Annotated in this window: 21 protein-coding genes and 1 riboswitch; of the genes, 7 read left to right on the top strand and 14 right to left on the bottom strand. The window is 70.0% G+C overall.

Annotated features, from left to right (window positions below; translation table 11 throughout):
• Nucleotides 1-58: 58 nt before the first annotated feature.
• The 5 genes from ACTIFV_RS04990 to ACTIFV_RS04970 all read left to right on the top strand — a co-directional run bounded on the left by ACTIFV_RS04990 (nucleotide 59) and on the right by ACTIFV_RS04970 (nucleotide 5,135).
• Nucleotides 59-1,345, top strand: a complete 1,287-nt coding sequence (locus tag ACTIFV_RS04990; RefSeq protein WP_439591669.1) for an extracellular solute-binding protein — start codon at nucleotides 59-61, stop codon at nucleotides 1,343-1,345.
• A 179-nt stretch (nucleotides 1,346-1,524) separates the two neighbouring features.
• Nucleotides 1,525-2,496 carry a carbohydrate ABC transporter permease gene (locus tag ACTIFV_RS04985; protein WP_439591668.1) on the top strand — a complete coding sequence of 324 codons (972 nt, stop codon included), beginning with the start codon at nucleotides 1,525-1,527 and terminating at the stop codon, nucleotides 2,494-2,496.
• Nucleotides 2,493-3,464, top strand: a complete 972-nt coding sequence (locus ACTIFV_RS04980) for a carbohydrate ABC transporter permease (RefSeq protein ID WP_439591667.1) — start codon at nucleotides 2,493-2,495, stop codon at nucleotides 3,462-3,464. Before ACTIFV_RS04985 ends, ACTIFV_RS04980 begins: the two co-directional genes overlap by 4 nt.
• A 43-nt stretch (nucleotides 3,465-3,507) precedes the next feature.
• Nucleotides 3,508-4,446: an ROK family protein gene (locus ACTIFV_RS04975; RefSeq protein WP_439591666.1), complete on the top strand. Its 939-nt coding sequence runs from the start codon at nucleotides 3,508-3,510 to the stop codon at nucleotides 4,444-4,446.
• Between the two features lie 14 nt (nucleotides 4,447-4,460).
• Nucleotides 4,461-5,135, top strand: a complete 675-nt coding sequence (locus tag ACTIFV_RS04970) for a hypothetical protein (RefSeq protein ID WP_439591665.1) — start codon at nucleotides 4,461-4,463, stop codon at nucleotides 5,133-5,135.
• Nucleotide 5,136: 1 nt separating this feature from the next.
• Here the strand turns inward: ACTIFV_RS04970 and ACTIFV_RS04965 are convergent, their stop codons facing one another.
• The 5 genes from ACTIFV_RS04965 to ACTIFV_RS04945 all read right to left on the bottom strand — a co-directional run bounded on the left by ACTIFV_RS04965 (nucleotide 5,137) and on the right by ACTIFV_RS04945 (nucleotide 11,934).
• Nucleotides 5,137-6,519: an FAD-binding oxidoreductase gene (locus ACTIFV_RS04965; RefSeq protein WP_439591664.1), complete on the bottom strand. Its 1,383-nt coding sequence runs from the start codon at nucleotides 6,517-6,519 to the stop codon at nucleotides 5,137-5,139.
• Nucleotides 6,516-6,908 carry a YrdB family protein gene (locus tag ACTIFV_RS04960; RefSeq protein WP_439591663.1) on the bottom strand — a complete coding sequence of 131 codons (393 nt, stop codon included), beginning with the start codon at nucleotides 6,906-6,908 and terminating at the stop codon, nucleotides 6,516-6,518. Before ACTIFV_RS04960 ends, ACTIFV_RS04965 begins: the two co-directional genes overlap by 4 nt.
• 40 nt (nucleotides 6,909-6,948) lie before the next feature.
• Nucleotides 6,949-8,868 carry a sigma-70 family RNA polymerase sigma factor gene (locus tag ACTIFV_RS04955; RefSeq protein ID WP_439591662.1) on the bottom strand — a complete coding sequence of 640 codons (1,920 nt, stop codon included), beginning with the start codon at nucleotides 8,866-8,868 and terminating at the stop codon, nucleotides 6,949-6,951.
• Nucleotides 8,869-9,295: 427 nt separating this feature from the next.
• Nucleotides 9,296-10,435 carry an N-acetylglucosamine-6-phosphate deacetylase gene (gene nagA, locus ACTIFV_RS04950; RefSeq protein WP_439591661.1) on the bottom strand — a complete coding sequence of 380 codons (1,140 nt, stop codon included), beginning with the start codon at nucleotides 10,433-10,435 and terminating at the stop codon, nucleotides 9,296-9,298.
• Nucleotides 10,432-11,934, bottom strand: coding sequence for a beta-N-acetylhexosaminidase (locus tag ACTIFV_RS04945; RefSeq protein WP_439591660.1), 1,503 nt, complete (start codon nucleotides 11,932-11,934; stop codon nucleotides 10,432-10,434). Before ACTIFV_RS04945 ends, nagA begins: the two co-directional genes overlap by 4 nt.
• A gap of 189 nt (nucleotides 11,935-12,123) precedes the next feature.
• Nucleotides 12,124-12,208: riboswitch (ZMP/ZTP riboswitch) on the top strand.
• 56 nt (nucleotides 12,209-12,264) lie between these two features.
• Here ACTIFV_RS04945 and glyA point away from each other — a divergent pair.
• Together glyA and ACTIFV_RS04935 are read left to right on the top strand one after the other, a co-directional pair.
• Nucleotides 12,265-13,539, top strand: a complete 1,275-nt coding sequence (gene glyA / locus ACTIFV_RS04940; protein WP_439591659.1) for a serine hydroxymethyltransferase — start codon at nucleotides 12,265-12,267, stop codon at nucleotides 13,537-13,539.
• A gap of 96 nt (nucleotides 13,540-13,635) precedes the next feature.
• On the top strand, nucleotides 13,636-14,517 hold the full coding sequence (locus tag ACTIFV_RS04935; protein WP_439591658.1) for a bifunctional methylenetetrahydrofolate dehydrogenase/methenyltetrahydrofolate cyclohydrolase: 882 nt from the start codon (nucleotides 13,636-13,638) through the stop codon (nucleotides 14,515-14,517).
• A 164-nt stretch (nucleotides 14,518-14,681) separates the two neighbouring features.
• Here ACTIFV_RS04935 and ACTIFV_RS04930 read toward each other — a convergent pair whose 3' ends face one another.
• The 9 genes from ACTIFV_RS04930 to hpaE form a co-directional block, all read right to left on the bottom strand.
• Nucleotides 14,682-15,416 (bottom strand): amino acid ABC transporter ATP-binding protein, encoded by a 735-nt coding sequence (locus ACTIFV_RS04930; RefSeq protein ID WP_439591657.1) that lies wholly within the window; start codon nucleotides 15,414-15,416, stop codon nucleotides 14,682-14,684.
• Entirely contained in the window at nucleotides 15,413-16,258 is an 846-nt protein-coding gene (locus ACTIFV_RS04925; RefSeq protein WP_439591656.1) for an amino acid ABC transporter permease, read from the bottom strand. Before ACTIFV_RS04925 ends, ACTIFV_RS04930 begins: the two co-directional genes overlap by 4 nt.
• Nucleotides 16,259-16,280: 22 nt before the next feature.
• Complete coding sequence (locus tag ACTIFV_RS04920; RefSeq protein WP_439591655.1) at nucleotides 16,281-17,135, bottom strand: ABC transporter substrate-binding protein; 855 nt, start codon at nucleotides 17,133-17,135, stop codon at nucleotides 16,281-16,283.
• Nucleotides 17,136-17,308: 173 nt separating this feature from the next.
• Nucleotides 17,309-17,851, bottom strand: a complete 543-nt coding sequence (locus tag ACTIFV_RS04915) for a hypothetical protein (RefSeq protein ID WP_439591654.1) — start codon at nucleotides 17,849-17,851, stop codon at nucleotides 17,309-17,311.
• Between the two features lie 20 nt (nucleotides 17,852-17,871).
• Nucleotides 17,872-18,669 (bottom strand): transglutaminase-like domain-containing protein, encoded by a 798-nt coding sequence (locus tag ACTIFV_RS04910; protein WP_439591653.1) that lies wholly within the window; start codon nucleotides 18,667-18,669, stop codon nucleotides 17,872-17,874.
• A gap of 23 nt (nucleotides 18,670-18,692) precedes the next feature.
• Complete coding sequence (locus tag ACTIFV_RS04905) at nucleotides 18,693-19,493, bottom strand: HpcH/HpaI aldolase family protein (RefSeq protein WP_439591652.1); 801 nt, start codon at nucleotides 19,491-19,493, stop codon at nucleotides 18,693-18,695.
• Nucleotides 19,478-20,260 carry a 2-keto-4-pentenoate hydratase gene (locus tag ACTIFV_RS04900; RefSeq protein ID WP_439591844.1) on the bottom strand — a complete coding sequence of 261 codons (783 nt, stop codon included), beginning with the start codon at nucleotides 20,258-20,260 and terminating at the stop codon, nucleotides 19,478-19,480. The genes ACTIFV_RS04905 and ACTIFV_RS04900 overlap by 16 nt, the downstream gene beginning before the upstream one ends.
• Before the next feature lie 2 nt (nucleotides 20,261-20,262).
• Nucleotides 20,263-21,426 carry a 3,4-dihydroxyphenylacetate 2,3-dioxygenase gene (gene hpaD, locus ACTIFV_RS04895; RefSeq protein ID WP_439591651.1) on the bottom strand — a complete coding sequence of 388 codons (1,164 nt, stop codon included), beginning with the start codon at nucleotides 21,424-21,426 and terminating at the stop codon, nucleotides 20,263-20,265.
• A 28-nt stretch (nucleotides 21,427-21,454) separates the two neighbouring features.
• On the bottom strand, nucleotides 21,455-22,966 hold the full coding sequence (gene hpaE, locus ACTIFV_RS04890; RefSeq protein WP_439591650.1) for a 5-carboxymethyl-2-hydroxymuconate semialdehyde dehydrogenase: 1,512 nt from the start codon (nucleotides 22,964-22,966) through the stop codon (nucleotides 21,455-21,457).
• Nucleotides 22,967-22,981: the final 15 nt, after the last annotated feature.

The following is a 22,981-nucleotide window of genomic DNA, read 5'->3' as shown; positions in this document are numbered from 1 at the left end:
CCCCGGATGGGTCACCCGGCCCTCCCGGTACCACCAAGAGAAACAAAAGGAAGACACCATGAACAAGAAGCTCGGAGCCATCGGGCTCGTCGGCGCTTCGGCGGTCCTTCTCGCCGGCTGCGCCGGCGGCAGCGGTGCCGCCCCCAGCGAGCCGTCCACCGGTGAACTGACGGTCTGGCTGGTCGGCGCGGACACCCCGCAGACGGCCCGCGACTACCTCGTCGACACCTTCGCGGACGAGAACGACGGCTGGACGCTCAAGATCGAAGAGAAGACGTGGGACGACGTCTCCAACACCTACGACAAGGCGCTGTCGTCGAACGACGCTCCCGACATCGTGGAGGTCGGCAACACGCAGGCGATCGGCTTCGCCGACAAGGGGCTGTTCCTCGACATCACCGACATCGAGGGCGACCTCGGCGGCGACGACCTGCTTCCGGGCCTGGTCGAGGCCGGCACGTACGACGGCTCGCTGTGGGCGGCGCCGTACTACGCCGGTGGCCGCGTCGTCTTCTACACGCCGCAGATCGTGGGCGACACGCTCCCCGAGACGCTCGACGACTACGTCGCGAAAGGTCAGGAGCTGACCACGGCGACCGTCTCCGGCATCTACGCACCGGGTCGCGACTGGTACAACGCGCTTCCCTACATCTGGACGTACGGCGGCGAGATCGCGGTCCAGGACGGCGACGAGTGGGACGCCCAGCTCTCCAGCGACGCGAGCGTCGAGGGTCTCACGAAGCTGCAGGAGGTCTACCAGACCGCGACGATCGCGCCTGTCGACGGCAACGAGCGTCTCGGCAACATCGCCTTCTGCGCGGGCGAGGTCGGATTCCTCTCGACTCCCGCGTGGGCCCAGGGCAACCTGACGGGTGCCTGGCCGTGGGGCGACGAGGCGGCTGGTGAAGAGGTCTCCAACGGATGCCCCGACACCTACGCCAAGGACCTCGGCGCTTTCGCACTCCCGGGTGCCAAGGCCGGCGAGACCGCGCCGATCTTCGCGGGTGGCTCGAACGTCGCCGTCGCGTACAAGTCGGACGCTCCCGAGAAGGCCAAGGCCGCGCTCAAGATCATGCTCTCGTCGGGCTACCAGGAGCTCCTCGCCGAGCAGGGGCTCGTCCCGGGCATCAAGTCGGCCGCGTCCGCCCTCCCCGACACCGCGTCGGCGAAGGCGCAGGCCGAGGCGCTCGCGAACTCGAAGTTCACGCCGGCCAGCCCCAACTGGGGTGAGGTCGAGGCTGCGGCCATCATCCCCGACGGTCTCGTGCGCATCGCGCAGGGCGAGGACGTCAAGACGGTGGCCGAGGACCTCGACAAGCAGATCGAAGCGATCCTCAACAAGTAATCCCGTAGGCGAAGGGGTCCCGGTCTTCCGGGCCGGGACCCCTTCCGTCGGACCGAGCCCTCGGCCATGATCGGGACGATCGGCGCCCGCGCATGACCCGGAGAGCGGTCCTCTCCCGAACACCCCCGAACTGCCGCGCGCTCGCCGCGACGGCCGGATCACCTCAGAGAGGAGACGACATGAGCGACACTGCGATCGCCGAGCGGCCGCCGGCCGCGCGGAGCGCCGGACGCCCGCCCGTCTCGCGCGAGAAGAAGCGCGCGCGCCGCGAGGCGCGCGGCGGGTGGACGCTCCTGGCGCCCTCCCTGATCATCCTCGGCGTCATGGTCGGCTGGCCGGCGATCCTGATGGTCGTCCAGTCGTTCACCGACTACACGGTCCGAAACAAGGTGCAGGGCACGCTGCCCGACTTCGTGGGCCTCGACAACTACGTCGCGCTGTTCACCCAGTCCGACTTCCCCGCCGTGCTCCTGCGAAGCCTCGGGCTCATGGTGGTCCTCACGGCGCTCATCATCGTGCTGGGCGTGCTCGTCGCCCTCCTCATGACGCGCCTCGGGCGCGGCTGGCGGATCGTCGTGTCGGTGGGTCTCCTGCTCGCGTGGGCCATGCCGCCGCTGACGGCGACCGTCGTGTGGGGCTGGATCTTCGACACCCAGTACGGCCTGGTCAATGCGGCGCTCAACGCCATCACGGGTACCAGCGACTTCACGAACTACTCGTGGCTGCTCAACCCCTGGTCGTTCTACATGGTCCTCACGATCATCGTCGTCTGGCAGGGCATCCCGTTCGTCGCGTTCACGACCTATGCGGGTCTCGGCCAGGTGCCGGGCGAGGTCATCGAGGCCGCATCGCTCGACGGTGCGACGGGCTGGAAGCGCTTCTGGCAGGTCGTCTTCCCGTACCTGCGCAGCATCCTCACCGTCGTCCTCGTGCTCCAGATCATCTGGAACCTCCGGATCTTCACGCAGGTCTACGCCCTGCAGAGCCGCGGCGGCATCGCCAGTGAGACCAATGTGCTCGGCACCTATCTGTTCCGCCAGGGTGTCGGCGAGTTCGGCATGACGTCGGCGATCGGCGTCGTCATGGTGATCCTGCTGCTCGTCCTCTCGTGGGGGTACGTGCGCACGACGCTCAAGGAGGAGGAGCTGTGAGCACTCAGGTCAGTGTCGGCACCCAGCTCACGACGGTCGGCGTCGACGAGGTCATCGGCGAGGTCGGCCACGCGAAGCGCCCCAAGCGCGGCTCGATCGATGCGCGACGCCCCTCGGCGAAGAAGGTCGCCACCCGCACCGTCCTCAACATCGCGGCGCTCATCGTCTTCGTGCTCTCGATCTTCCCGGTGTACTGGATGATCAACATGTCGTTCACGCCGAACAGCAAGATCGTCAGCCGCACGCCGAGCTGGTTCCCGTTGGACTTCACGGCGAGCAACTACGTCACGGCGTGGAACCGCGAAGCCGCGCCCGGCCAGACGGACTTCTCCCACGCGCTGCCCACCACGGTCACGATCACGGCCGGCGTCCTCGTCGCGACGCTGCTCTTCGCGTTCCTCGCCTCGGTCGCCCTCGCGCGCTTCCGCTTCAAGGGCCGCCGGACCTTCATCGTCTCGATCCTCATCGTGCAGATGATCCCGGGCGAGGCGATGATGTTCACGATCTACGGCATGATCGACGACTGGCACCTCATGAACACGATGCTGGGCCTCGGGATCGTCTACACCGCCGCCGTCATCCCGTTCACGATCTGGACCCTGCGCGGGTTCGTCGCGGGTGTCCCCGCCGATCTCGAAGAAGCGGCGATGATCGATGGATGCACGAAGTCCCAGGCGTTCTGGAAGGTCACCTTCCCGCTGCTGGCGCCGGGCCTCGTCGCGACGGGCATCTTCGCGTTCATCCAGGCGTGGAACGAGTTCACGATGGCGCTGCTGTTCATGTCGGGCTACAACCTGACGCTCATGCCGTGGCTCAACGCCTTCCAGTCCTCGTCCGTCGGAGGCGCCGTCAACTGGGGCGCCGTCATGGCGGGATCCACCATGATCGCGATCCCCGTCGTCATCTTCTTCCTCATCGTGCAGGGGCGTATGTCGGGCGGACTCGTCGCGGGGGCGGTCAAGGGCTGATGCGCGCGCAGGGAACAGCCGCCTTCCGACGGGAGGACGGCCGATGAGGATCGGGCTGGACGTCGGCGGCACCAAGAGCGATGCCGTCGCGGTCGACGAGACCGGCACCGTCGTGCGGCGCGTGCGGCTCGCGACCGGATGGGGACCGGATGCCGTCGTGCAGACGGTGCTCGATGCCGTCGCGGCGCTCGCGGACGACGGAGGGGTCGATCGCACCGCGGTGCGTTCCGTCGGGATCGGGATGCCGGGCCAGGTCGTGCCGGGGACGGCACGCGTCGTGCACGCCGTGAACCTGGGCGTCGCCGAACTCGATCTCGCGGCGGCCGTGGGCCCCGCGCTCGGCGTGCCCGTCCGGGTCGAGAACGACGTCAAGGCCGCCGCGCTGGGCGCCTACGTGCTGCACGGCGGGGTGGGCACGACCGGCTACCTCAACCTCGGCACCGGCATCGCGGCGGGCATCGTGCGCGACGGCGAGCTGTGGCGCGGCGCCCGCGGGACCGCCGGAGAGGTCGGCCACATCTCGGTCGACCCGCACGGTCCGCTGTGCCGGTGCGGTCAGTTCGGCTGCATCGAGGCGCTCGCAGGGGGCGGGGCGATCGCCGAACGCTGGGGACGCCGCGCCGCACTGCCCGTGCGGGATGTGTTCGACGCGGCGGATGCCGGAGACCAGACCGCGCTCGGTCTGCGCGCGGGCCTCGCGCGAGGCGTCGCGGCTGCCGTGCGCGTTCTCGTGCTCACCGCCGACGTGGACGCCGTCGTGCTGGGCGGGGGTGTGACGGCGCTCGGCGAACGGCTGATGGCCGATGTCTCGGCCGAGCTCGCGGCGAGTGCCGCGGCATCCCCCTTCATGCGATCCCTGCACCTCGAGGAGAGGGTGGAGCTCCTTCCCGCGGGCTCGCCCGCCGCCGCGCTCGGCGCCGCGCTGATCGGAGACGTGCGCGACACGCAGCTCGACGGAGCGGCGGCGCTCACGTCGCTCTGACCTACGCTGAAGGCATGACGGACGCCCCCTCCGCCCCCGCTCTGCGACGCACCCTCCTCGTCGGCGGAGTCCTGCTCATCGTGAGCGCGGTGCTGACGTTCGCCCAGTCCTCTCTGCTCTTCGCGCAGACGTCGATGCTGTTCTCGCCGGTCTCGGGTGTGCTGTTCTGGGCGGCCGTCCTCGCGTTCTCGGCGGCCGTCCTGGTGTTCGCATTCGGGATCGGACGCGACGGCAGCGTCGTGCGCCGTCGGCCGCTCGCCGTCACGGCTGCGGTGATCGTCGCGGCGTGGCCGCTGATCGACCGCATCCTGTCCTGGATCATGCCGTACGAGAGCGCGCCCGACTTCTACCGCGCCTGGGCCTACCTCACCTGGGCGGTGACGCTGGCGGCGTCGATCGTGTTCGTCGTGCAGATCGCGCGCGCGGGGGTGCTCCGCGGACGCGAGCGATGGATGCCGCTGTGGGGCCTCGCCCTCGTGGTGACGCCGCAGGTGCTCACTCAGCTGCTGTACGTCGCGGTGAGCCCTGCTCCGAGCACCGACGACGGCGAGTGGATCGCGCTCGTCTGGGGGCTCGGCCAGCTGCTCTCGTTCGCCGTTCCGGTCGCGCTGGGCATCCTGGCGATCATCATCGCGAACCGCCCGGCGTCCGTCGGCGAGCCGGTGCAGGTCTACCCGCCCGCGGCGTGAGTCAGAACACCTTGCCGGGGTTGAGCAGGCCCTGCGGGTCGAACACGCGCGTGATCTCGCGCTGCAGCCGCCACTGATCGTCGCCCAGCTCGTCTGCGAGCCATCGACGCTTGAGCACACCGACGCCGTGCTCGCCCGTGAGGGTGCCGCCCAGGCGCAGCGCCGCGCGGAAGAGGTCGTCCGCGGCATCCCAGATGTACGACGGCGCCTCGACGACGCCGAACTCGTCGGGCTCGGCGTGGAAGATGAAGTTCGGATGCAGGTTGCCGTCACCCGCGTGCGCCACGGTCGGGATCGTGACGCCGTGTTCGCGTTCGACGCGCGCGATCTCGTCGAACATCGCCGGCATGGCGCTGCGCGGCACCGAGACGTCTTCGATGAGCGTCGTGCCGAGCGACTCCATGGCGGGATGCATCGCCCGCCGGATCGCGAGCAGCCGCTCGCCCTCCTCGCGGTCGTGCGACACCGCGACGACGCCACCGGCACTCCGCAGCACCTCGGCGATCGTGTCGGCCTCCGTGCCGGCGGCCGGACCGTCGGTCTGGATCGTGAGCTGCGCCGCGCCCGGCAGCGGCGGATCGAGCCGCAGGAGGGCATGGACCGCAGCGAGCGACGCGGCATCCATCAGCTCCATGATCGACGGCTGGGCGCCGGACGCCGTGACGGCGGCGGATGCCTGTGCCGCCGTGCGCACGTCGGGGAACGTCGCGGCGATCGTGCACACGTCGCCGGGCACCAGGCGGCGGAGCTTGAGCGTCGCGCCCACGACGACCCCCAGCGTGCCCTCCGAGCCGATGACGAGCGACGTGAGGTCGAGGCCCGTGACGCCCTTGACGGTGCGGTGGCCGAGCGTGAGCAGTCTGCCGTCTGCGAGGACCAGGTCGACGCCGAGCACGGCATCGCGCACGACCCCGTACTTCGCGCACAGCAGCCCGCCCGCGCCGGTCGCGATGTTGCCGCCGACGGTCGAGATCGCGCGGCTCGCGGGATCGGGGGCCCACCACAGTCCGTGTTCGGCGAGCGCGGCGTTGAGGTCGGCGTTGAGGATGCCCGGTTCGACGACCGCGATCTGGTCGTCCGCGCGCACATCGAGGATGCGGTCCATGCCGCGCACCGAGAGCGCGATCTCGCCGGAGCCGGCGTTCGCGCCCCCCGCGAGACCGGTGCCGGCGCCGCGGGTCACGACGGGCGTTCCCGTCGCGGTGGCGATCCGCAGCGTCGCCTGCACGTCGGCGACGGACGCCGCGTGCACGACCGCGATCGGAGTGCCCGGTGCCGCGTGCCCGGACTTGTCGGCACGCGCCGTCTGCAGCGCGGCGGGCGACGTGTCGACCCGGTCGCCGAGCTCGTCGCGCAGTCGCGCGACGACGGATGCGGGGGTCACGAGAACCGGCGGCGGCCGGCCAGGACGCCGACGGTGACGGCGATCGCCCCGAACACGATCCCGACCCACGCCGCGCCCATGCTCCACCAGGCGATCGTCGCCGAGACGTAGACGAGCAGTTCGACGACGGCGCGCACGAAGGGATGCACCGCGAAGACGGCACGCGGCGAGACGAAGAGCGCCCAGACGATGATCGCGGCGACGGGAGCGGCGATGCCGACTACGACGTTCCACGGGAAGGACCAGAAGACGAAGCCCCAGAACGCGAGCGTGCCGAAGGCGAACAGCTGGCAGACGAAGGCGAGGACATCGATCGGCGACAGCGGCGCGCGCGTTCCGGGCGCGGGCTCCGCCGGTCTTGCAGGGGTCACGGGGCGCATGTCGGTCACCCGCCGATTCTACCGGGGATGGATGCCGCGACCGCCCGGCTCAGAGTCCGAGGACCGCCACCAGCAGGGCCCAGACGCTGACGAACTCCGTGATGCGCCGCTGCGCCGTGGGGCCGGCCGCGTCGCCCGCCGTGTAGTTCACGACGAGGGCCGAGTCGGCCAGGACCTCGCTCAGCGTCGGCTGCACGTCCACCATCGCGGTGCCGTCGGCGCCGATCATCGCGCTGCCGAGGCTGCGGCCCGCGAACGTGACGGCGACCGTCGAGCCCGGAGCGCCCGTGATCGGGACGTGGATCGTCGCCCGCCCGGCCAGTGTGACCGTCGCCGAGCCGATCGTCGGCGACCCCTCCGGGAGAGTCGGCTCGGCCGGGTCCGTGGGGTCGGTGGGGTCGGTGGGGTCGGTGGGGTCGGTCGGGTCGGTGGGGTCGGTCGGGTCCGTGGGGTCGGTGGGGTCGGTGGGGTCGGTGGGGTCGGTGGGGTCTGTCGGATCGGTGGGATCGGTGGGATCCGTGGGATCGGTGGGATCGGTGGGATCGGTCGGATCGGTGGGATCGGTGGGATCCGTGGGATCGGTGGGATCGGTCGGGTCCGTGGGCTCTGCCGGATCGACGGGCATAGGCGTGACGGCGGGATCCACGGGATCGATCGGCGTCACGCCCGGGTTCGCCGGAGACGGCGGTGACGTGGGCGTCGTCTCGGCGACGGGGAGCTCGATCGGGTCCAGGACCTGTTCGGGCGCGACCTCTTCCACGACCTGCTCGGTCCGGTCGGACGGTGGGTCGGGGGCCGGCGATGTGGGGGCGGCGACCGCGGGTACTCCCCGCCCCGCGGCGCCCCGGGGCCCCACCGGGGGGAGCAGGGTGGCGCCCCCGCCGCCCGCCCCCGCCCCCACGATCGCCGCCGCCACGAGCGCGATGCTCGCGCCGATTCCGATGAGACCGCCGCCCGCGGCCGCTGCGGTGCCCGCAGCCGCGGTGCCGGCCGCTGCCGCGCCACCGGCCGCAGCGGATCCGCCTCCCGCGCTCGCCGCACCGCCGCCGGACGCGCCGGCGCCGGACGCACCGCCCGCCGCGCCGACCGGCACCGGTGCCGCGGGAAGGACCGTGACAGCGCCCTCGATGCTCCCCGGCATCGCGGCCAGCGCGAGCACGGGAATCCCGCCGCCCTGCAGCATCGCGAGGTAGCCGGACGTTCCGGCTGCGCCGATGGTCAGCGGCAGCAGCACGAGGGCGAGTCGGCTGCCCACCTCCTTCGCTTCGCTCGCGACGATCGTGCACCGCGCGCACTCGGCGAGGTGCGCGTCGACCTTGCCGAGATCGCGACGACCGAGGTTGTTGCGGGCGTATGCTCCCAGGCGTTCGACCGTCCACTGGCAGTCCGAGCCGTCCTCGAGCGAGCGCAAGTGGGCCTGGATCCAGGCTTCCCGCAGACCCTCGCGCGCACGGAAGGTCAGCTGGGCGACGGCGGTCGCCTTGAGGCCGAGAAGAGGCGCGATCTCGGCCGGCTTCATCTGCTCGATCTCGGAGTACCAGAGCACTTCCTGCCAACGCGTCGGCAGGCTGCGGAAGGCCCGGTGCGTGAGGCTGCGATCGAGCGCCTCGGCCGTGGCGTGCTCGTTGGATGCCGGGTCCTCGACGGTGTCGAGTTCGTCGATCGCGGTCTCTTTGCGTGCGCGGCCCCAGCCCGCAGCAGTGTTGCGGATGCTCGTGAACAGGTAGGCGCGGAACGAGCCGGTCGGCCCCCCGCCCTTCTGGATCGACTGGTAGATGCGCGTGTACGCCTCTTGCACGAGGTCGTCGGCATCGAGCGAGGACGACACCGAGCGTGCGACGGCGACGCCCGAACGGTAGTGGCGGCGCCACAGTTCCGCGAACGCCTGCGGATCGCCCGAGCGCGTGCGCAGCACGAGGTCGGAGTCGCCCAGTTCGGCCACCCCTACGGCGTCGTCGTTCATCGTCATGCAGTCCCCAGACATGCTCGGCATGAGGCATCCCACAGCCTCCACCGGAAGAGACGCGCGAAAGCGGGTTCTATCACGCGACTCGGCTCATTCTCTCGTGAACCGGGGGTTTTGTCTCGTCGGGGAGGGCAATCGGGGCCGCCGAGAGGGAAGTCGAAAGAAATCCGACGAACCGCGTAATAGATGCGCCGTGTCGTCGTCTCATCAGGGAGAGATCGTTGCTCGCTTCCCGCCGGGGGGCAGGGGAGCGGGCGCCGGTGGCACGGATCGGGTGGATTCCGCCCGAGTCATCGGGAGGCGGGGCCGGAGGATTCTCGGGGGAGGGTTCTCCGGCCCGCCCATCTCGACAGACGGGTTCTGGGGAATCTGGGGAGAAGACGGGAGCGGTCGCTGCGATCGGGGGGTATGCAGCGGCCGCTCGGTCTTCCTAGACCCGAGTCCCGGCGATCCAGACGGCGCGCACGACGAGATCGTCGTCGAGCAGCACGGCGTCGGCGAGGCATCCGGGCTCGAGGCGGCCGAGGTCGTCGCGGCCGAGCACCCGGGCGGGCGTGCGCGTGAGTGCCTCGACGGCGTCGGGGAGCGGCACGCCGAACACGACGGCGTTGCGGAGCGCCTGATCCTGGAGCAGCGTCGATCCCGCGATGCTGCCCCCGTCGGCGAGCCGTGCGACGCCCTCGACGACATCGACCCCGAGCCCGCCCAGCACGTAGCGTCCGTCCGTCGATCCCGCTGCGGCCATCGCGTCGGTCACGAGCGCGATGCGGCCGGGGGCGGCGGCGAACACGATGCGCACGATCTCGGAATCGACGTGCACGCCGTCGGCGATGATCTCGAGCGTCACCCGCGGGTCGGCCGTCGCCGCGCCGACCGGTCCGGGAGCGCGATGCGCGAGCCCGGGCATCGCATTGAACGCGTGCGTGAGGACGGTCGCGCCGGCGTCGAACGCGCGGGCGGCGGCATCCATCGACGCATCGGTGTGGCCGACGGCCGCGACGGCTCCCGCCCCCACGACCGCGCGCACGGCATCGAGGCCGCCGGGGAGCTCGGGGGCGATGGTCATCTGCCGGACGGTCCCGCGTCCGGCTTCGAGGAGTCGGGCGACGTCTCCGGGCGCGGGATGCCGCAGCAGCGCCGGATCGTGGGCGCCCTTGTGCCCGGGATCGAGGAAGGGTCCCTCCAGGTGCGACCCCAGGATGTCGGGGTCGGTCTCGGCGAGGTCGGCGATGACCGCGACACGGTGCGTGAGATCGTCGATCGGCGCCGTCACGAGCGAGATCACGGCGCGGGTCGTGCCGTGTGCGCGGTGCAGCGCTCGCGCGCCGCGGATCGCCTCCGCCCCGTCGTCGTACGACGCGCCGGCACCGCCGTGCCCGTGCAGATCGATGAACCCGGGCACGAGGAAGCCGCCCCCGCCGTCGACGACGGTGTCACCGTCGTCGACGAGCGCACGCCACGCGTCATCCGTGCCCGTCCCCACGACGCGCTCGCCGTCGACGGCGACCCACGCGTCGTCGGTGACGATCCCGCCGTCGACGAGCCGCACGGAGTGGATGACGGTGGTCACTCCTCGGTCACCCAGGGGATCTCGTCCGAGGCCGGGAACCCGATGCCGAGGCTCGTCCACAGCGGTCCCATCGCCCCTACGCGCTCGCGGAACGACTGCCACGTGCGCAGCTCGCTCTCGGTCGTGGCCGGCGACCACGCGGCCTCGGCTGCGGCCGCGATGCGCGGGAACGCCATCGCGTCGATGTCGTCGAGGTTCTTGATCGTCTCGGTCCACAGGGGCGCCTCGACGCCGAGGATGTCGCCGTCGTCCAGGCCCTCGATCACCGCCGAGGGCTCCCACGAGTACGAACGCTCGACGCTCGTCGGACCGTTCGCCCAGGTCAGACCGAGGTCGCTCGACGCGGTCGGCTTCATGTCGAGGTAGATCGCATCGGCGGGCGACAGGATCACCTGCGCGAACGCGCGCGCCTTGTCGTCCATCCCGTCGGTCGGGGTCACGAAGCCCCAGTACTGCCCGACGGTGTCGTCGGCGAGGTCCTTGGCCGACCCCGCTTCGTGCCATGCCACGGGAATCTTGCCGAGATTCGAGATGATCTCGCTGACGCGGCTCACGAACTCGTCGAAATCCTCATCGCTCGTCGCGAGCGACTCGTCCCCGCCGAAGTGCAGGTACGGTCCGGGCGTCATCGCGGCGAGCTCGCCGAACGCGTCGGCGGCGAAGTCGTACGTGGCCTCGTCCTGGATCTTGAGCGATGAGAATCCGACCGCCATGCCGTCGTAGTCGACGCCGTTGACGGGCAGCTCACCGCCGTGGCTCGCGGCGATCTCGCGCATGTGATCGTCGATCACGGGCTCTTCCATGAGCTCGGGGTACGCGAGGGTGATCGCGTGCGTGTGGCTCGGCATGTCGAACTCGGGAACGACGATCATGTGGTGGTCCGCGGCATACGCGACGATGTCGGCGTAGTCGGCCTTCGTGTAGAAGCCGCCCGGATCGCCGCCGACCGACGAACTGCTCGACAGCTCGGTCAGGAGCGGGCGCGAATCGAGCTGGAGGCGCCAGCTCTGATCGTCGCTGAGGTGCAGATGGAGCGCATTGAACTTCAGGCCCGACGCGCGGTCGATGTAGGCCTTGACGGTGTCGACGGTCTGGAAGTGCCGGGCGACGTCGAGCATGACCCCGCGATAGGCGAACCTCGGGGCATCCTCGATCCTCACGGCGGGCACGACCCACGCGGCTCCATCGGGTCGCACGAGCTGCCCGAGGGTCTGCACGCCGTAGAAGAGGCCCGCGGGATCCGCGCCCGTGACGACGATGGATGCGTCGTCCGCCGCGAGCACGTACGACTCGGGCGCTCCGCCCTTCTCGATCCGCAGCTCGATGGAGCCGTCCTCGCCATCTCCGGGCGCCGTGCCCGTGCGCGCCTCGAGCAACGAGACGAGGGCGGCCGCGGCATCCCGATCCCCCGACACGACGGTGTCGGCGCCGAGTCGGAACGGCGCGCCGTCGGTCGATGCGATGGATGCGGGGAGCGGAACGAGTGGGGGAAGAGTCACGGTGTCTCCATTCTGTCCGCCCGGCGCACACGCTGCCAGCGCGGCAGCGAGGGCGAGGACGAGTGCTGCGGCTGTCCGGCGTCGCTGCCGACGATTCATGTAAAGCGTCCTAACAAAAGCGGATGTCGCCACTTTACCGGTTGCCGACCATGACGCACAGCGTCCGCGGGCCGAGGCCATCGGTTATGCTCGGATCGTCGCGACTGGCGTTGAGGTGGACCACCACCGGGGAGCGGCTGACAACGGCATTCGACCGCGCGCCTGGGCCGATGTAGACATCCCGGCACCCCCGTGCCGCGAACCCCGAAAGCCGTCGTCAAGGAGATCGTCATGACCGATCAGTACTTCAACGCCCCGCTCGCCGAGGTCGACCCCGAGATCGCCCAGGTGCTCGAGCGCGAGCTCGAGCGTCAGCGCGGCTACCTCGAGATGATCGCGTCCGAGAACTTCGTGCCGGTCTCGATCCTGCAGTCGCAGGGCTCGGTCCTCACGAACAAGTACGCCGAGGGGTACCCCGGCCGCCGCTACTACGGCGGCTGCGAAGAGGTGGACGTCGCCGAGGAGCTCGCGATCCAGCGCGCGAAGTCGCTCTTCGGCGCCGAGTTCGCGAACGTCCAGCCGCACTCGGGTGCGACGGCCAACGCCGCCGTGCTGCACGCGATCGCGCGCCCGGGCGACACGCTGCTCGGTCTCTCGCTCGACCAGGGCGGCCACCTCACGCACGGTATGAAGATCAACTTCTCGGGTCGCCTCTACGACATCGTCGCGTACGGCGTCGACCCCGAGACGTCGACGATCGACATGGATGAGGTCCGTCGCCTCGCGATCGAGCACCAGCCCAAGGTCATCATCGCCGGGTGGTCGGCCTATCCGCGCCAGCTCGATTTCGCCGCCTTCCGCGCGATCGCCGACGAGGTCGGTGCTCTGCTCTGGGTCGACATGGCGCACTTCGCGGGGCTCGTCGCGGCGGGTCTGCACCCGAACCCGGTGCCGCACGCGCACGTCGTGTCTTCGACGGTGCACAAGACGATCGGCGGCCCCCGCTCGGGCTTCATCCTCACGAACGACGCCGACATCGCCAAGAAGATCAACTCGGCCGTGTTCCCGGGGCAGCAGGGCGGACCGCTCATGCACGTCATCGCCGCCAAGGCGACGGCGTTCAAGCTCGCGGCGACGCCCGAGTTCAAGGAGCGTCAGGAGCGCGTCCTGAGCGGCGCGCACATCATCGCCGAGCGGCTCTCGCAGCCCGACGTCGCCGCGGCGGGCATCGCCGTGCGCTCGGGCGGAACCGACGTGCACCTCGTGCTCGTCGACCTGCGCGACGCCGAGATCGACGGCAAGCAGGCCGAGGACCTGCTGCACGAGATCCACATCACCGTGAACCGCAACGCCGTCCCGAACGACCCGCGCCCGCCGATGGTGACGTCGGGCCTGCGCATCGGCACGCCCGCACTCGCCACCCGCGGGTTCGGCGACACCGAGTTCACCGAGGTCGCCGACGTCATCGCCCTCGCGCTGCTGCCCGGCGCGGATGTCGAAGCCCTCCGCACCCGGGTCGCCGCGCTGACCGCTGCATTCCCGCTCTACCCCGGTCTCGCGCAGTAGCGACGTGCCGAACCCGACCGTTCCCGTCGAACCACATCGGGGGAGCGTCGGTTTCGACAGCATCGCTCGGACTCGACAGCAGGAGGAACGAACGACATGACCGCGATCAGACTCGACGGCAAGGCGGCGGCGGCCGAGATCAAGGCCGAACTGCGTGAGCGCGTCGCAGCCCTCGCGGCGCGCGGGATCGTGCCCGGCATCGCGACGGTGCTCGTGGGCGCCGACCCCGCGTCCCAGCTCTACGTCGGCATGAAGCACCGCGAGTCCGAGGCGATCGGCATGAACTCGATCCAGGTCGAGCTGCCCGCCGACGCGTCGCAGGAAGAGGTCGAGGCCGTCATCGACGAGCTGAATGCGGACGATGGATGCCACGGCTACATCGTGCAGCTCCCGCTGCCGAAGCATCTCGACACCGACGCGATCCTCGAGCGCATCGACCCGGCCAAGGACGCCGACGGCCTGCATCCGACCAATCTCGGCCGCCTCGTGCTCAACGTCAACGCGCCGATCACGACGCCTCTGCCGTGCACGCCGCGGGGAGTGATCGAGCTGCTGCTGCGCAACGACTACGACCTGAACGGCAAGCACGTCGTCGTCGTCGGCCGCGGTGTCACGATCGGGCGCTCGATCGGGCTCCTGCTGACCCGCCGAGCGATCAACGCGACCGTCACGCTCACGCATACGGGCACGACCGACCTGGCGGCGTACCTCGCGCTCGCCGACGTCATCGTCGCCGCGGCGGGCGTCAAGCACATCGTGCGGCCCGAGCACGTCAAGGCGGGCGCCGCCGTGCTCGACGTCGGCGTGACGCGCGAGCTCGACCCCGAGACGGGCAAGAGCCGCGTGCACGGTGACGTCCACCCCGACGTCGTCGAGGTCGCCGGCTACCTCTCGCCGAACCCCGGCGGTGTCGGCCCGATGACGGTCGCGCTGCTCATGACGAACGTCGTCGAAGCGGCCGAGCGCGCAGCATCCTGACACCGTCTGCGGCGCTCCGCTCCAGCACGTCTGCGCGTCCTGTCGCTGCCGCTCGGTCGGAGGATCGACGTTCGGTCGGAGGATCAGCGCGAAATCGTCCGACCGAGGCGACATTCTCCGACCGAGCGAAAAGCTCGACGACGGTCGGGGATGGATGCCGCGGCCTACGCGGTGAAGCGGGCCAGGAACTCCCGGGTGCGCGCTTCGCGCGGTGCGCCGAACACCTCGGCGGGCGGGCCCTGCTCGATGATGCGGCCGCCGTCGAGGAAGACCACCCGATGTGCTACGTCGCGCGCGAAGGCCATCTCGTGCGTCGCCATGAGGATCGTCGCACCGTCCTCGGCGAGCTGGCGGACGAGCTCGAGCACTTCGCCCACGAGCTCCGGATCGAGCGCCGAGGTGATCTCGTCGAGCAGCAGCACCTCCGGGTCCGTCGCGATCGCGCGCACGATGGCCGCGCGCTGCTGCTGACCGCCCGAGAGGCGGTCGGGGTGCTCCCGCGCCTTGTCGGCGAGTCCGACGCGCTCCAGGAGCACGAGACCGCGGGCCTCGGCATCCCGCTTCGACTCCCTGCGCACGACCCGTGAGGCGAGCGTCACGTTGTCGAGCACCGACATGTGCGGGAAGAGGTTGTAGCTCTGGAAGACCATCCCGAAGCGGGAGCGCACGCGGTTGGCGTCGACGCGGGGATCCGAGATGTCGTCGTCGCCGAGCAGGATGCGTCCGTCGTCGATGGGCTCGAGCAGGCTCAGGCACCGCAGCAGCGTCGACTTGCCCGACCCGCTCGCTCCGATGACGGCGACGACCTCGTGCACCGCGAGATCGACCGAGACGCCCTGCAGCACGTCGCGTCCGTCGAAGGACTTCCACAGATCCTCGGCGCGCAGCAGGGCGGTCACAGGATCGCCCCCGTCTGCTCGCGAGAGCGCAGCCGCGCGGTGTACCAGTCGGTGAGGCGGATGGTCGGGATCGCCAGGAGGACGAAGAGGATGCCGGCGACGACGTACGGCGTGAAGTTGTACGTCTGCGACGCCTCGATCTTCGCCGCGAGAACGGCGTCCATGATGCCCAGGATCGAGATGAGGCCGACATCCTTCTGCATCGCGACGAAGTCGTTCATGAGCGGCGGCGTGATCTTGCGCAGCGCCTGCGGCAGGACGACGCGCCGCAGCGTCTGGGCGTAGCCGAGCCCCAGTGCGCGTGCGGCGAGGCGCTGGGATGGATGCACCGCCTCGATGCCGGCGCGGATGACCTCCGACACGTACGCCGAGTAGGTGAGGGTGACGGCGAGCGTACCGAGGAGGATCAGCGGAACGCGCGTGTTCGTGAGGGTCGGGATGCCGAAGCCCACGATGTACAGCACGATGATGAAGGGCAGTCCGCGGAAGATGTCGGTGTATGCCGCTGCGAGTACGCGCAGCGGCAGGAAGACCGGGCCCGGGAGCGTTCGCAGCACCGCGACGAGCAGCGCGACGATCGAGACGGTCACGAGCGAGAGCGCCAGAACCTGCAGGTTGATCAGGAACCCCTCCCAGATGCGCGGGAGGGAGTCGAGCGCGATCTGCGGGTTGAAGAACGCCTGCTGCACCGCCGACCATCCGGGCGTCGCGATGACCGTGATCCACACGATGAGCGCGAACGCCAGGGTCGAGGCGATCGCGACGAGCACCGAGCGCTGCGACTGCCGCGCGCGGAACGCGCGGCGCTCGAGCTCGAGCGCGCTCGGAGTGTGGGAGGTCACCCGTCGACCGTACCGGAGCGCCCTACTTGAGGAGCGTGACGCCCTGGCCCGCACCCAGCCACTCGTCGGTGATCTCGGCGAGCGTGCCGTCCTCGCGCAGCGCGTCGATCGCGGCGCTCACGCTCTCGGTGAGGGGCGAGTCCTTCGCGAGCACCACGCCCCATTCGTCGGCGATGCCGCCGGCCGGCAGCTCGCCCACGATGAACGAGTCGTCGATGTAGAGCGCGGTGGCGAGGTATGCGGTCGGCAGGTCGATGACGAACGCGTCGAACTGGCCCGCGTTGAAGGCGGCGACGGCATCCTCGTTCGAGGCGTAGAGCAGCGGCTCGGTGGTGGGCTGGATGACGTCTTCGATCGTCTGCGCGCTCGTCGAGCCCGCCATCGCCCCGAGCACGACGTCCTTGAGACCGTCGATCGAGTCCACGCCGTCCACGGCGCCGCCGTTGATCCCGACGACCGCCTGGCTCGCCGAGTAGTACGGCGACGAGAAGTCGACGGCCTGCTTGCGCTCGTCGGTGATCGTGTACTGCTGGATGTTGAAGTCGAAGTTCTTCGGGCCCGGTGCGATCGCGGCCTCGAAGCTCGTGCGCACCCATTCGACGTCGTCGGGCGCGAACCCGAGCTGGTCGGCGATCGCATACGCGATGGCGGCCTCGAAGCCCTCACCCGAAGACGGGTCGTCGTCGACGACGTAGGGCTCGTAGGCGATGTCGCCGGTCGCGATCGTGAGCTTGCCGGGGGTGACGTAGGCGTCCTCGGCGGGAGCGTCGCTCTCGCCGCCGGACGGCGTGCCGCCCGAGGCGCAGCCCGTGAGGGCGAGGGCCGCGAGGGCGATGCCCACGGCGGCGGTGCGAAGGAAGGGGGTGCGACGGGACAAGACGGTGCCTCCAGGAGTCGGGGTGGCCAGCGCCTCCGTGCTGTCGGCACGCTGGACTCCGTCCATTTTGTCGTGCTCGCGAGGGCGCAGGGGCCGCGGTGGTCGCTTTGTTACGCGGTCGTCATGGATGCCGCCGACCGCTGCGCGCGCGCTGCCGATCGCCTCCGTGCGTGTCAGAGCTCGTCGAGCATCTTCCGCTGCTCGGCCGTCAGACCGTCCTTCAGCTCCCGCGCGCCGGCCTGGGCTTCCGGCGAGGGCACGGCGGGCCGGTCGGCGATCGTCGTCGCGGACGTCGAGCCGGTCGCCCTGTCGTACAGCGCGCCGGCGTGCGCTTCGACGCGGTCGTCGATCGCGTCGTAGATCGCCCAGCCGATGACGAGGATGACGGGCGGGAGGATGTAGCCCCAGAACCAGCCGCCGACGCTCACGCCCGACAGGAGGATCGTGAGGATCCACACGATGAACGCGACCAGCAGGACGAGGAAGAACTGCACGACCTTCTCGCCGGCCTTCGTGCGCTGATTCGCCGACCGGGCGGCCATCGATCGGAACATCTTCGTGATGAGCGGTTTGATCCAGATGGTCGCGGCGGTGAGGACGATGCCGGCCCAGATCGCCGCCCAGCCGACCCGCGCCGGAGTCAGCCAGCCGATGATCAGCAGCACGGCGATGTTGAAGACGAGCAGCGAGACGAACCGGACGACCCATTTCTTCATGGCATCACTGTATTGCGGGTTCAGCTGATGGACACCAGCTGCGTCAGATCGTCGTTCGGAAGCGCGTCGACGGTCGCGGTGACCTCCATCTCGACGAAGTCGGCACGGCCGGACACGACGTTGAGCAGTGCGGTGTCGGCAGCGTCACGACCGGTGCCGATCCGCACGAGGGTCGAGCGGGGCGCGAGGGTCGTGGCATCCACCACTCTCCACGCGCCGTCGATCCACGCCTCGGCGACGGCATGGAAGTCCATGGGGAAGAGGCCGGGGGCGTACACCGAGACGAGTCGGGCGGCCACTCCGCAGGCGCGCAGGAGCGCGACGCACAGGTGGGCGTAGTCGCGGCACACGCCCTGCCGCGCGAGGAGCGTGCGCGTCGCGCCGTCGGTCGGGAGGGACGAACCGGGAACGTAGGCGAGCCGCGTGCCGACCCACGACGAGACCGCAGCGAGCAGATCCGGTCCGCTGTCGATGCCGGCGAACTCGGCGGCGGCGGTCGCGGCGAGCTCGTCGGACTGCGCGTATCGACTCGGTCGCAGGTAGGTGAGCACGTCGATCTCGCGTGCGATGGCCGTGTCTCCGGCGCCGAGCACGATGGCCGAGTACTCGACCGTCAGCGTTCCCGCGCCGGACTCGACGCGGTGCAGCCGCGTGCCGTGCACATCGAAGATCTCGGTGCTCGTGACGGGTTCGCCGTCGAGAGAAGCCGTGAACACTTCGTGGTTGGGGGCGTAGTGGCCCGACACGGCGACCGAGAAGACCAGATCAGCGGGTTCGGTCACATTCAGGACGATGCGGCTGGAGACGTCTCTCTGCATGCGAACAGCATGTCAGCCCCGCGTCAGTACGACGCGCCCTTGACATCGCCGGCGGCGCCGTATCGGTCGGCGAGCGCTTCGGAGCCCCGCGCGAGCAGCGCGACGTCGGCGCCGACGAGCACGAACGAGGCGCCGGCGGCGAGATAGCGGTCTGCCAGTGCGGGATCGAAGGCGTTGACTCCGACAGGTATGCCCGCCGTGCGCACGGCGTCGAAGGTGCGCAGGACGGCCGCCTCGACATCGGGATGCCCCTGCCGGCCGAGCAGGCCCATGGAGGCCGCGAGGTCTGCGGGTCCGACGAAGACGCCGTCCACGCCGTCGACGGCCGCGATCTCGGCGGCCGCCTCGACTCCCGCCGCAGTCTCGATCTGCACGAACAGCGAGGTGTGCTCATCCGCGTGGGCGAGGTAGTCGTCGACGCGGTTCCAGCGCGCCGACCGAGCGAGCGCGGAGCCCACCCCGCGTCGTCCGCGCGGCGGATAGCGGACGGATGCCACGACCTCTTCGGCCTCGGCGGCCGACGAGATCATGGGCACGAGAAGATTCTGGGCTCCGAGATCGAGCACCTGCTTGACCGTCACGACGTCGCCGATCGGCACACGCACGACGGGAGTGATCGGGTGGGCCGCGACGGTCTGCAGCTGCGCGAGCACGGACTCGAGGCCGTTGGGAGAGTGCTCCATGTCGATGAGGAGCCAGTCCAGACCTGAGCCGGCGCAGATCTCGGCGACGAGCGCGCTGCCCGAGCTCACCCACATGCCCGCGAGCGGTCGCTGCGCCGCACCGAGTCGGTCGCGAAACGTGGGCGTCAGACGAAGCGGCATGAGATGGTTCCCATCGGTCCGTAGTCGCACAGGACGTCATCGCCCCGCGACACCCACATCGGGCGCGTGAACGAGCCTGCCAGGATGATCTCGCCGGCTTCAAGACGCGCGCCGTGCTGGTGGAACTTGTTCGCCAGCCACGCGACGCCCCGTGCGGGGTGGTCGAGCACACCGGCGGCGACCCCGGTCTCGGTGATCTCGCCGTTGCGATACAGCAGCCCGGGCACCCATCTCAGGTCGATCTCGTCGGGGCGCCTGCGCACGTCGCCGAGCACCATCGCGCCGTACGCGGCGTTGTCGGCGATGGTGTCGACGATCGTGCGACCCTCGAGCTCGATGTGCGAATTGAGGACCTCGAGCGCGGGCACGGCGTACTCGATCGCCGCGAGGGCGTCGTCCAGCGTGCAGTCCGGGCCTTCGAGCGGATGCGCGAGAACGAAGGCGAGCTCGACCTCGACGCGGACGTTGGAGAAGTGGTCGACGGGGATGTCCGAGCCGCTCGCGTAGACGGTGTCGTCGAACATGACGCCGTAGTCGGGTTCGGTGATGCCCGTGGCATGCTGCATCGCCTTCGACGTGAGTCCGATCTTGCGACCCACGAGGGTGCGGCCGGCGGCGATGTTGGCGTCGCGCCACACGCCCTGGATCGCGTACGAGTCCTCGATCGTCGCGGCGGGGAACCGCGAGGTGATGCGGGGGATCACGGTATGCGCGCGGTCGGCCTCGGCGAGCTCGCCCGCGATCGCCGCGATCTCGTCGGCCCGCAGGGTCACAGCTGGTGCCCCAGCTTGTACTCGCCCTGCTTCCACTCCGGCATACCGGCGTCGTCCTGAGGCCGGGTGTAGCTGAAGCCGTCGGCGCCGATGGTGACCGTCATCTCGGAGCTCTCGGTCCGGGCCATCACCGGCTGAGGGCGGCCGTCCAGGTCGAGCACGATCGAGCCGTCGGTGTACCACGACGGCACGACGGGGTTGCCCCACCAGTCGCGGCGCTGGTTGTCGTGGACGTCCCACGTGACGACGGGGTTGTCGGGATCGCCGGTGTAGTAGTCCTGGGTGTAGACCTCGACGCGGTGGCCGTCGGGATCGCGCAGGTAGAGGTAGAACGCATTCGACACCCCGTGACGCCCGGGACCGCGCTCGATCGCGTCGGATCGCCGCAGAGCACCGAGCCTGTCGCAGATCGCGAGGATGTTGTGCTTCTCGTGCGTGGCGAAGCAGACGTGGTGCATGCGCGGGCCGTCGCCGCCGGTCATGGCGGTGTCGTGCACCGTGGGCTTGCGGCGCATCCATGCGGCGTACACCGTGCCCTCCTTGTCCTGGATGTCCTCCGTGACGCGGAACCCCAGGGACTGCATGAAGCCCACGGCACGGGGCACGTCGGGGGTGATCTGGTTGAAGTGGTCGAGGCGCACGAGCTCGCCCGGGATATGCAGGTCGTAGCGCCAGGACAGGCGCTCCTGGTGCTCGGTGGCGAAGAAGAACTCGTAGGGGAACCCGAGCGGGTCGACGACCCGCACCGAGTCGCCGATGCCCTTCGTGAATCCGCCCGGTTCGCGGCGGACGTCGCAGCCGAGCTCGGTGTAGAAAGCGACAGCGCGATCGAGGTCGTCCTCGCTGCGCACGCGGTAGGAGAACGCGGCGACCGCTGCCAGCGGGCCCCTGCGCAGGACGAGATTGTGGTGGATGAACTCCTCGGTCGAGCGCAGGTAGATCGCGTCGTCGTCCTCTTCCGTCACGTGGAGGCCGAGGATGTCGACGTAGAAGACGCGGGATGCCGCGAGATCGGTGACGACGAGTTCCATGTAGGCGCACCGCAGGATGTCGGGCGGGGACGCCTCGGGTGTCGGGATCGGATCGCTCGACGCGATCGGTGCCTCCTGGCTCACGTAGAAACCCGAGGAGGTCAGGGTCATCTCATCGCGGTGGCTCATGTCATGCGTCCTTGCGTGCGTGGGCGGGTCAGTGTGCGGCGGGCGCGTCGCCCTTGCCGAACGTGGGGTTGTGCGCCGGGCCGAGCGTGATGTGCACGGCCTGCTGGTCGGTGTAGAAGTCGATCGAGCGATAGCCGCCCTCGTGGCCGAGGCCCGAGGCCTTCACACCGCCGAAGGGCGTGCGCAGGTCGCGGACGTTGTTCGAGTTGAGCCACACCATTCCCGCCTCGATCGACTGGGCGAAGTTGTGCGCGCCGCGCAGGTCGTTGGTCCACAGATACGCGGCGAGACCGTACTTCGTGTCGTTGGCGAGGGCGAGGGCGTCCTCCCACGTGTCGAACGGGGTGATCGCGACCACCGGGCCGAAGATCTCCTCCTGGAAGATCCGCGCGTCGGGTGCGACGTCGGCGAACACCGTCGGCTGCACGAAGTTGCCGGTCGGGAAGCCTTCGGGCCGGCCGCCGCCGGCGACCAGTCGGCCCTCGGTCTTGCCGAGCTCGATGTACGACATGACCTTCTCGAAATGCTCGGGGTGCACGAGCGCGCCGACCTCGGTCTTCGGATCGTGCGGGTCGCCGACGATGACACGCGACGCCTGCGCCGCGTACCGCTGGACGAATTCGTCGTAGATCGACCGCTGGACGAGGATGCGGCTGCCCGCCGTGCAGCGCTCGCCGTTCAGCGAGAAGACCCCGAAGATCGTCGCGTCGATAGCGGCGTCGAGATCGGCGTCCTCGAAGACGATCGCCGGTGACTTGCCGCCCAGCTCCATCGAGAGGCCCTTGAGGTAGGGGGCGGCGTTCGCGAAGATCAGCTGGCCCGTCGAGCTCTCGCCCGTGAACGAGAGGAGCGGGACGTCCGGATGCTTGACGAGCGCGTCGCCGGCATCCTCGCCGAGCCCGTTGACCAGATTGAAGACGCCCGTGGGCAGCCCTGCCTCTTCGAAGATGCCCGCCCACAGCGACGCCGAGAGCGGGGTGAACTCGGCGGGCTTGAGGACGACGGTGTTGCCCGTCGCGAGGGCCGGCCCCAGCTTCCACGACTCGAGCATGAACGGGGTGTTCCACGGTGTGATGAGCCCCGCGACGCCGATCGGCTTGCGATTGACGTAGTTGAGCTGGCGACCGGGCACCTTGAACGCGTCGTCCGTCTGGGCGACGATCAGGTCGGCGAAGAAGCGGAAGTTCTCGGCCGCGCGCCGGGCCTGGCCGAGCGCCTGGGTGATGGGGAGGCCGGAGTCGAACGACTCGAGCTCGGCGAGGCGCTCGTCGCGCGACTCGACGATGTCGGCGATGCGGTGCAGGATGCGGGATCGCTCGCGCGGCAGCATCCGGGGCCACGGCCCGTCGGTGAAGGCGCGTCTCGCGGCGGCGACGGCGAGGTCGATGTCGGCTTTCTTGCCGGCCGCGGCGGTGACGTACGTCTCGTTCGACACGGGGTCGAGCACGTCGAACGTGTCGCCGTCGACGGAATCGACGAATGCGCCGTCGATGTAGTGGCGGATGCGATCGGGCAGATCCGTCGGGATGTGCGGGCTCATGGTGCTCCTTCGCTG

Source organism: Microbacterium sp. (genome assembly GCF_051860965.1).
Taxonomy (GTDB): Bacteria; Actinomycetota; Actinomycetes; order Actinomycetales; family Microbacteriaceae; genus Microbacterium.
Note: the sequence above shows the minus strand (reverse complement) of the source record. Positions and strands in the feature narration are given on the sequence as shown.